The organism is uncultured Pluralibacter sp., from assembly GCF_913775985.1.
GTDB lineage: Bacteria > Pseudomonadota > Gammaproteobacteria > Enterobacterales > Enterobacteriaceae > Pluralibacter.
In genome coordinates this window covers 1-9,763 of the sequence record NZ_CAJYMB010000114.1, presented here as the reverse complement: position 1 = coordinate 9,763, position 9,763 = coordinate 1, and the positions used below count along the sequence as shown (strand labels likewise).

Sequence of the window (9,763 nt, the reverse complement as noted above, 5' to 3'; positions counted from 1 at the left end):
AGACCGGTACCGCGCACTTGATGGCGATATCCGGGCTGCATATTTCGCTGCTGGGCATGCTCGGCTGGGGTCTTCTGCGCGGGGTACAGCTGCTGCTGCCAGGACGCTATATCGACTGGCGGCTGCCGGTTATCGGCGCCGCTTTCGCCATGCTGGGTTACGCGTGGCTGAGCGGGTTTCAGCCGCCCGCACAGCGCACGGTCGTTGCCGCCTTCTGCTGGACCGCGCTGCGGCTAAGCGGGCGGCGCTGGACCAGCTGGGAGGTCTGGCTATGCTGTATTGCGGCTATCCTGCTGCGGGATCCGCTGGCAATGCTGGCGGAGAGCCTGTGGCTGTCGGCCTTTGCCGTGGCGGTGCTCATTTTCTGGTATCAGTGGGTGCCAATGGGCAAGTACCCGCAGCAAAAAATGCTGCGCTGGATTGCCGGGCTGCTGCACCTGCAAACCGGCCTGCTGTTTTTGCTGCTGCCGCTGCAGATTGCCATTTTTCACGGCTTCTCGTGGACCTCGCTGGTGGCGAACCTGATAGCCGTTCCGCTGGTGACGCTGGTTGCCATTCCGCTGCTGCTGGCGGGAATGTTGTCAAACCTGATCGGGCCGCAGCTGCTGGAGCAGTGGGCCTGGTATCTGAGCGATCGCGTGCTGGCCGGGCTGTTCTGGTTTTTACGCGCGCTGCCTGAAGGCTGGATAGCGGTTGGGCAGCAGTGGCAGGGGGCGATATGGCTGCCCTGGCTGGCGGTAGTGCTGTGGCGACTCAACGGCTGGACGCGGGCCTTTGCCTGCTGGCTTTCTCTGTGCGTAATGTTGCTTTATCCGTTCTGGAAGCGGCAGGAGCCAGCGGGCTGGTCGGTCACCATGCTCGACGTTGGGCAGGGGCTGGCGATGGTCATCGCCCGCGGCGACAGGGCTATTCTGTACGATACCGGCCCTGCATGGGACGGTGGGGATAGCGGGAAGCAGGTCATTATTCCGTGGCTGCGCTGGCACGACCTGCGCCCGGAGGGAGTCATCCTCAGCCATGAACACCTCGATCACCGGGGAGGCCTTGAGAGCCTGAAGGCCCAGTGGCCCGCGCTGTGGATCCGCAGTCCGCTGCCCTGGAAAGGTCACCAGCCGTGCTTTCGTGGAACGCAGTGGCGCTGGCAGGGACTGACGTTTCGCGCGCTCTGGCCGTTGCCGGCGGGAAAGTGGGTGGGCAACAATCGCTCCTGCGTGGTGCGGGTGGACGACGGGCGCTTCAGCATTTTATTGACCGGTGATATTGAAACGCCCGGCGAGAAGCAGATGCTCAGCCACTACTGGCAGCACCTTGCCTCAACCATCATTCAGGTGCCGCATCACGGCAGTTCGACCTCTTCCTCGCCCTTGCTGTTGCGCAGCGTGGGCGGCGAGGCGGCGCTGGCTTCCGCCTCGCGCTACAACGCCTGGCGCCTGCCGTCAGAGAAGATTCAAACCCGCTACCGCCAGTATGGCTACCGCTGGTTTGATACGCCGCATCAGGGGCAGATAACGGTGCAGTTTGGTGCGGATAGCTGGCAAATCCGGCGCTTACGAGATCAAGTTTTTCGACGCTGGTACCATCCGTGGTTTGGCGTTACCGGACGGAGCGGGTAGAATGTGCGGCTATTTCAACATGAGCTGGTTTTTTGAATGCACAACGACAAAGATCTTTCCACCTGGCAGACCTTCAAACGACTATGGCCGGTAATCGCGCCTTTCAAAGCCGGTCTGATCGTGGCCGGGGTCGCGCTAGTCCTCAACGCAGCCAGCGATACCTTCATGCTATCGCTTCTCAAACCTTTACTGGATGACGGTTTCGGCAAAACGGACCGCTCAGTGCTGCTGTGGATGCCGCTTGTGGTTGTTGGGCTGATGATCCTGCGTGGGATAACCAGCTACGTTTCAAGCTACTGCATTTCCTGGGTTTCCGGCAAAGTGGTGATGACCATCCGCCGCCGCCTGTTCGGCCACATGATGGGGATGCCGGTCTCTTTCTTTGATAAACAGTCTACCGGGACCTTGTTGTCCCGCATTACCTATGACTCCGAGCAGGTTGCGTCCTCCTCATCCAGCGCTCTGATTACCGTCGTGCGCGAAGGGGCATCGATCATCGGCCTCTTCATCATGATGTTCTGGTACAGCTGGCAGCTGTCGGCGATCCTCATCGTGCTGGCACCGATTGTCTCGTTTGCTATTCGCCTGGTGTCCAAGCGTTTTCGCAGCATCAGCAAGAATATGCAGAACACCATGGGGCAGGTGACCACCAGCGCCGAGCAGATGCTGAAAGGCCATAAAGAAGTGCTGATGTTCGGCGGCCAGGAAGTGGAAACTAAACGCTTTGAGAAGGTCAGCAATAAAATGCGCCTGCAGGGCATGAAGATGGTTTCTGCATCCTCTATCTCAGACCCGATTATCCAGCTGATCGCCTCCCTGGCGCTGGCCTTCGTGTTGTATGCCGCGAGCTTCCCGAGCGTAATGGAGACTCTCACCGCCGGTACCATTACCGTGGTCTTCTCCTCGATGATTGCGCTGATGCGTCCGCTGAAATCGCTAACCAACGTTAACGCGCAGTTCCAGCGCGGGATGGCCGCCTGCCAGACGCTGTTCAGCATTCTTGATTCCGAACAGGAAAAGGATGAAGGTACGCTGAGCATTGAGCGGGCCAAAGGCGACGTGGAGTTCCGCGACGTAACCTTCACCTATCCAGGGCGCGAGATTCCTGCCCTGCGTGATATCAATCTGCGCATTCCGCAAGGAAAAACCGTGGCGCTGGTGGGCCGCTCCGGTTCAGGGAAATCGACCCTGGCGAGCCTTATCACCCGCTTCTACGACATTGATAAAGGGACCATTGCGCTCGACGGTCACGACCTGCGCGAATATACCCTCGCGTCCCTGCGCGATCAGGTGGCGCTGGTATCGCAGAATGTGCACCTGTTCAACGACACTATTGCCAACAACATTGCCTATGCCCGCACCGATATCTACAGCCGGGAAGACATTGAGAAAGCGGCCCGCATGGCGTACGCGATGGACTTCATTTCGAAAATGGAGAACGGGCTGGACACGGTTATCGGTGAAAACGGCGTGCTGCTCTCCGGCGGCCAGCGTCAGCGTATCGCCATCGCCCGCGCGCTGCTGCGCGACAGTCCGATTCTGATCCTTGATGAAGCAACCTCGGCTCTGGATACCGAGTCCGAGCGCGCGATTCAGGCAGCGCTGGACGAGCTGCAGAAGAACCGCACCTCGCTGGTTATCGCCCACCGTCTGTCGACGATTGAAAAAGCCGATGAGATTGTCGTGGTGGAAGATGGCCGCATCGTTGAGCGCGGCAATCATCAGGATCTGCTGGAGCACCGCGGCGTGTATGCCCAGCTTCATAAGATGCAGTTTGGCCAATGATTGCCCGCATCTGGTCCGGTGAGTCGCCGCTCTGGCTGCTGCTGCTGCCGCTCTCCTGGCTGTACGGCCTGGCGAGCGGCGCGGTGCGCCTGAGCTACCGGCTGGGATTTAAAAAAGCCTGGCGCGCGCCGGTGCCGGTTGTTGTGGTGGGCAATCTGACTGCCGGGGGCAACGGCAAAACTCCCGTCGCTATCTGGCTGGTGGAACAGCTGCGGGCACAGGGTATTCGCGCCGGCGTGGTGTCCCGCGGCTATGGCGGGAAAGCCGCCGCCTATCCTCTGCTGCTCGATGCGAACACCTCCCCGGTGCAGGCGGGTGACGAGCCGGTACTGATTTACCAGCGCACCGGTGCACCGGTGGCAGTCTCGCCTGTGCGCAGTGACGCCGTCAGGGCGCTGCTGGCGGCGCATCCCGATGTGCAGGTTATCATTACCGATGACGGCCTCCAGCACTACCGCCTCGCGCGGGACATTGAAATCGTGGTGGTCGACGGCGTTCGCCGCTTCGGCAACGGCTGGTGGCTGCCCGCCGGGCCGATGCGCGAGCGTGCAGGGCGCCTGAAAACGGTAGACGCTGTCGTGGTTAACGGCGGCGTGCCGCGGGCGGATGAAATTCCGATGTGTCTCAAGCCCGGCCCGGCTGTCAATCTGAGAACCGGAGAAACCCGCCCGGTTAGCGCGCTACATCACGTTGTGGCGATGGCCGGCATCGGCCATCCGCCGCGTTTTTTTGCTACGCTGGAAAATAGCGGCGCGACGCCCGAGAAGTGCGTGGCGCTCGGCGACCACCAGGCGCTGTCCGCGGAGGACGTCCGCAAGCTGGTGACGCCACGGCAAACGCTGGTAATGACTGAGAAAGATGCGGTTAAGTGCCGGGCGTTTGCTGATGATAACTGGTGGTATCTGCCCGTTGATGCGGCTCTGGACGATCCCAGAGCGCAGCAGCTTATCCAAAATATTGTGGGCCTGGCGCGGGGCTAGCGGTATCGGCCGCGGCGCGAGGCACCACTAAGGACTCGCTATCGCTATGCCTGTTCCACAACTCAGCCTGCGGGCGGCACGCCTGCTCCATCTCCGCGCCCAGGGGCTGCTCAGACAGCCCTCCCGCCGGGCGCAGTCTGACGATATTCTCGCCGCGATTAAACGCATGTCCCTGCTGCAAATCGACACCATTAATGTTGTGGCGCGCAGCCCTTATCTGGTGCTGTTCAGCCGCCTGGGCGCCTATCCTCCGGTCTGGCTGGACGAGGCCCTCAGCAGCGGGCAACTGATGGAGTACTGGGCGCATGAAGCCTGCTTTCTTCCCCGCAGCGACTTCGCGCTGGTGCGCCACAGGATGCTGTCCCCGGAAAATATGGGCTGGAAGTATCGCCCCGAATGGATGCATGAGCACCGGGAGGAGATAGCAGAACTTATCGCCCACATCGAACGCAGCGGTCCGGTTCGCTCGGCGGACTTCAGCCATCCCGCAAAAGGGGCCAGCGGCTGGTGGGAGTGGAAGCCGCACAAGCGTCATCTGGAAGGCCTGTTTACTGCGGGCCAGGTGATGGTGACCGGTCGTCACAATTTTCAGCGCATCTATGATTTAACCACCCGGGTTATGCCCCACTGGGATGATGAGCGCGATCTGCTCACTCAGGAGGCGGCGGAGGCGCAGATGCTGCGCAACAGCGCCCGCAGCCTCGGCATTTTTCGCCCGCAGTGGCTGGCGGACTACTATCGGCTGCGCAGAGTGAACCTGCCCGCGCTGATGGCAGCGTGGCAGGATGAAGGGCGGGTTGCGGCGGTTAACGTCGATTCGCTGGGGCCGATGTGGGTTCACCGGGATCAGTTCGCCGCGCTGGAGGCGGCGCAGGCGGGCAGGCTAGTCGCGACCCGCAGCGCCGTGCTGTCACCGTTCGATCCGGTGGTCTGGGACCGCACGCGGGCGGAGCAGCTATTCGACTTCCGCTATAGACTTGAGTGCTATACGCCCGCGCCAAAGCGCCAGTTTGGCTACTTCGTTCTGCCCCTGTTGCGCCGGGGCGCGCTGGTGGGGAGGATGGACTGTAAAATGCACCGCAGATCCGGCGTGCTTGAGATTATCGCGCTGTATCTGGAAGAGGGCGTTCGGGTGAGCGCGGCCCTTGAGCGCGATCTTATCCAGGCCATCAGCGACTTTGCCCGCTGGCAGGGCGCGACCCGCATAACGCTCAACCGCCGTCCGCCCGCGCTTTTTTGCGCCGCACCCGGCGGCTGGGAGATTGATGCGTCGTAGCGCAGCGCCGCTCTGTGCTATGCTGCTGCGTAATTTTTAGGGGTTCTCTGGAGGAGCTATGGATCACCGTCTACTTGAAATCATTGCCTGTCCGGTTTGCAACGGCAAACTCTATTACAGTCAGGACAAGCAGGAACTTATTTGTAAAACCGACAATCTGGCCTATCCGCTGCGCGACGGTATTCCCGTACTGCTGGAAAGCGAAGCCCGCGCGCTGGGCGCAGAAGAGAGCCGCCCATGAGTTTTGTGGTCATTATTCCCGCCCGCTACGCCTCAACCCGCCTGCCGGGCAAGCCGCTGCAGGATATTAACGGTAAGCCGATGATCGTGCGGGTGCTCGAGCGGGCGCGCGAGTCCGGCGCGTCGCGCATTATTGTTGCCACGGATCACGAAGACGTTGCCCGGGCCGTTCAGGCGGTCGGCGGTGAAGTCTGCATGACCCGCGCCGATCACCAGTCAGGGACCGAGCGGCTGGCGGAAGTGGTGGAGAAGTGCGGCTTTAGCGACGATACGCTGATCGTTAACGTCCAGGGCGACGAGCCGACGATCCCGCCGATCATTATTCGCCAGGTGGCCGATAATCTGGCGGCTGCGCGATCCGGCATGGCAACCCTTGCGGTGCCCATCCACGATGCGCAGGAGGCTTTCAATCCTAACGCGGTGAAAGTGGTGATGGACGCCGAAGGCTACGCGCTCTACTTTTCCCGCGCTACCATTCCCTGGGATCGCGACCGCTTTGCTCAAAGCCGCGACGCCGTTGGCGATACGCTGCTGCGCCATATTGGTATTTACGGCTACCGGGCCGGATTTATCCGCCGCTACGTCAGCTGGGCACCGAGTCCGCTGGAGCAGATAGAAATGCTCGAACAGCTGCGCGTGCTGTGGTACGGCGAGAAGATCCACGTCGCCGTCGCCGCCGAAGTGCCGGGCACCGGAGTCGATACACAAGAAGATCTTGAACGCGTCCGCGCCGAGCTGCGCTAGCGCGATAGCGCCTTTGGCTTGCCAGAGGCGCACTCATCACCGCATCAATTCCTCTCACCTCAGTTGTAATGTAATACCGCCGATAATAAATCCCGCCCGTTAATAACCGCTTATTTTGTCAGGAATAGACTCTGTCATTGGATAAGCTTATGCACATCACAAATATACCCATTGCAATGTATTTCCATCCTGAATAATGTTAAGGCTATCTAATCAGATAATTTTCTTCTCTAAAAATGCGGGCGGTGCCAGGTCCGCGCACTATAAAAAGTAGACTTAACGCATTAACTTTTTATTTTTTAAGTTAATTAAAACACCAGAAAGAAGAGAGAATCCGCTATTGAACGTTAAAGAAAAATTTTTTCAACAGCTGGTATCCGCATTCTCTACCCGGCAAAACGGATTTACAGCGGCAGAATGCTTAACCCTGCTGGCCGTCAAGCGCAACGTTATCAGCCACTACCTCAATCGGCTGTGCGAAGATAATTTGCTGTCTAAAGACAACAGCCGCCCGGTGCGCTTCTATTTTCAACACGCGGGGTCATCGGCGGGCGCGCCGTCCTTGCCGGATAACGATAGCCTCTCCCGCCAGATGGCGCTGTGCCGCGCGGCGGTGGACTACCCGCCAAACGGGCTGGCGCTGCTGCTGACGGGCGAAAGCGGGACCGGTAAAAGCTTTCTCGCCTCCCGCCTTTACGACTACGCCTGCGAGCAAAATCTTATTGCCGGGGATATTCCGCTGGTGGAGCTTAACTGCGCCGACTATGCCAATAACCCGGAGCTGCTTTCGAGCACGCTGTTTGGCCACTGCAAGGGCGCCTATACCGGCGCGGCGGCAGACCGGGAAGGGCTGCTGGATAATGCCAACGGCGGAATGCTTTTTCTCGACGAGGTCCACCGTTTATCCGCCGAAAATCAGGAAAAGCTTTTTCTATTTATGGACAAAGGCTATTTCTACCGGCTTGGGGATAATAAGCAGCCCCGCTCGGCAAAAGTGCGCTTTATATTTGCCACCACGGAAGATGTGGATAACGTGCTGCTGCGCACTCTGCGCCGCCGTATTCCGGTGACGGTTCATTTGCCCGCCTGGCATAAAAGAACCCGCCGGGAGCGCAGCGCGCTGATTGAGTTTTTTCTGCGCCAGGAGGCCCGACAGCTTAATTGCGATATTCGCCTTGATAGCGCCATTTTCAACGCCTGGCTCAGCGGCGAGTTTGCCGGCAATATCGGCGAAGTGGGCAATCAAATTAAAGTCATGTGCGCTACCGCCTGGACGGCGCAGCGCAATGAGAGCCTGTTGACCCTCTCCGGGGAGGGGCGTCCGCGGGATGCGGAATACCTGAGCTGGACGGTTCACCGCGACGCTCTTTACAGCGAGCTTCCCGTCGACTGTGTCCTCAATTCCGCGTTCGAACACTATGTGGCCAGCCTCGACGCAGGTCCGTTTATTAACGCCCTGGAGGCATGGCTTGCGGACAGCGAGGCGGAAACGCCGTCTTCGCCGTGCGGCGCGGTCTGGCAGATAGTCGGCCAGGTACTTGATGATTTAACCGAGCGCTGGGGTTTTACGCTGCCGCAGGCCCTGCGCGTGGCGCTTGGACTGATTGTGGAGGATGCGGCGCAGGAGCCGATCGACGCGACAGCCGTACCCGCGCACCGGCCCCACTCGGCGCGTGCGCGCCTGATGGCGCAGGAGTTTACCGATGCGGTGAGCGCGGTGCTCGAACTACCGCAGCTTGAAAGTGCGGCGGTGCTCTGCGCCGGGCTCTTCACACGCTACGATAACCCGCAGGCAAAAAGTCAGGGCATTATCGTCACGCACGGTAAATCTACCGCCTCCAGCATCGCCGCGCTGGTGAACCAGCTCACCGGCGGCTATTACTTCAAAGCATTTGATATGCCCTGGCTTACCGGCACCGACACTATCATTGCCACGCTCAAGAAACACTTTAGCCGGCTCCACGATGACAGCGGCGTGCTTATCCTGGTGGATATGGGATCCCTCAAGGAGATCTGGCACGGCATTCATCAGGAAGTGAAGGGCGATCTGGTGGTTATTAACAACGTCACGACGCTGCTGGCGCTGGATCTTGCGGAAAAAATGCAGGAAGGCTTACCGCTGACGGATATCACCACGGCGATCCCCGGCCGCTATGAAAACGAAATTCGCTACTACGCGGGTGCGCCCGCGCGCGGCGCGCTGATCGTTGCCTGCATTTCAGGGGAAGGGATCGCGCGCAAGCTGCAGGATATTTTTACCCATCGCCTTTCGGAGGCGAATATTGATGTCATCACCATGGAGTACGATGCGCTGCGGCGGGCGCTGAAAGACAACAGCCCGCTGGCGGATATTCGCCTGATTATCACCACCACCGATTTAGACACCGGCGATATTCCCTCGCTCACCATCCGCAGCATCATTCACGAAAATGCCCAGAGCCTGCGCCAGCGCTATTTTTCCGAATGGCTGGACGATGCGGCGTGCAGCGACGTGATTCAGCAGGTGGTTGAGCTGTTCACGTTTGAAGGGATCAGCAGCCGCCTTAATTTCCTCAATCCCCGGGTGGTGCTGGAGGATATCGAAAATATTATTCGCCGCTACGAGCAGGACTACCACTTCCGTTTCGAAAACTACCTGCACATCAATCTGGCAATGCACATCGCGCTAATGACCGAGCGGCTGATGATGAACGGCGGCTACACCCACCGCGACGGCGAAGCGCTCAACGATCACCAGCTGAAATTTATCGCCCAATACAACCGCTACTTTCAGGCGTTTTCTGAGAAGTACCACATCACCATTCCGCTGACGGAAATGCTGTTTATTGACGAGATCCTCGCCAGCGTGCGTCCAACCTATAACACCTCAAGTGTCTAAAACGCCCGGCAGTGTCGAATCTGTAAAGTAATAACAATTAAAATCAATGGGTTATTTTGTTGGCACGCGAGTTGCTTATTAAATTCAAGGACACAATGAGGATAGCGTGGATGATTGATATTTATATGGCCGGTCACGGTGAGTATCCGGCGGGCCTGGTTTCTGCACTGGAGATGCTGCTCGGCGACAGCCACGGCGTAACACCAATCTGCGCCTACACCGGCGATATTACCTCTATTCACCATCT

General features: G+C 59.2%; 7 protein-coding genes. All 7 read left to right on the top strand.

Going from position 1 to position 9,763, the window contains the following annotated elements; genetic code table 11:
* Positions 1–1,613, top strand: a 1,613-nt coding sequence (locus tag QZ766_RS13940) for a DNA internalization-related competence protein ComEC/Rec2 (protein WP_297202952.1), incomplete at its 5' end; no start/stop codon positions are given.
* 36 nt (positions 1,614–1,649) lie between these two features.
* Positions 1,650–3,398, top strand: a complete 1,749-nt coding sequence (msbA, locus tag QZ766_RS13935; protein WP_297202950.1) for a lipid A ABC transporter ATP-binding protein/permease MsbA — start codon at positions 1,650–1,652, stop codon at positions 3,396–3,398.
* Complete coding sequence (gene lpxK / locus QZ766_RS13930) at positions 3,395–4,378, top strand: tetraacyldisaccharide 4'-kinase (RefSeq protein ID WP_297202948.1); 984 nt, start codon at positions 3,395–3,397, stop codon at positions 4,376–4,378. Before msbA ends, lpxK begins: the two co-directional genes overlap by 4 nt.
* A gap of 46 nt (positions 4,379–4,424) precedes the next feature.
* Positions 4,425–5,654 carry a winged helix-turn-helix domain-containing protein gene (locus tag QZ766_RS13925; RefSeq protein ID WP_297202946.1) on the top strand — a complete coding sequence of 410 codons (1,230 nt, stop codon included), beginning with the start codon at positions 4,425–4,427 and terminating at the stop codon, positions 5,652–5,654.
* A gap of 58 nt (positions 5,655–5,712) precedes the next feature.
* A complete protein-coding gene (gene ycaR, locus QZ766_RS13920) occupies positions 5,713–5,895 on the top strand; it encodes a protein YcaR (RefSeq protein ID WP_297202944.1) in 183 nt (60 codons plus the stop codon).
* Positions 5,892–6,638, top strand: coding sequence for a 3-deoxy-manno-octulosonate cytidylyltransferase (gene kdsB, locus QZ766_RS13915; protein ID WP_297202942.1), 747 nt, complete (start codon positions 5,892–5,894; stop codon positions 6,636–6,638). Before ycaR ends, kdsB begins: the two co-directional genes overlap by 4 nt.
* 340 nt (positions 6,639–6,978) lie before the next feature.
* Positions 6,979–9,516: a sigma 54-interacting transcriptional regulator gene (locus QZ766_RS13910; protein WP_297202941.1), complete on the top strand. Its 2,538-nt coding sequence runs from the start codon at positions 6,979–6,981 to the stop codon at positions 9,514–9,516.
* Positions 9,517–9,763 lie beyond the last annotated feature (247 nt).

What these genes read in the sequence shown, in the direction of transcription:
- kdsB (WP_297202942.1), top strand. Translation starts at nt 5,892, where the DNA reads ATGAGTTTTGTGGTCATTATTCCCGCCCGCTACGCCTCAACCCGCCTG.
- ycaR (WP_297202944.1), top strand. Translation starts at nt 5,713, where the DNA reads ATGGATCACCGTCTACTTGAAATCATTGCCTGTCCGGTTTGCAACGGC.
- lpxK (WP_297202948.1), top strand. Translation starts at nt 3,395, where the DNA reads ATGATTGCCCGCATCTGGTCCGGTGAGTCGCCGCTCTGGCTGCTGCTG.
- QZ766_RS13925 (WP_297202946.1), top strand. Translation starts at nt 4,425, where the DNA reads ATGCCTGTTCCACAACTCAGCCTGCGGGCGGCACGCCTGCTCCATCTC.
- msbA (WP_297202950.1), top strand. Translation starts at nt 1,650, where the DNA reads ATGCACAACGACAAAGATCTTTCCACCTGGCAGACCTTCAAACGACTA.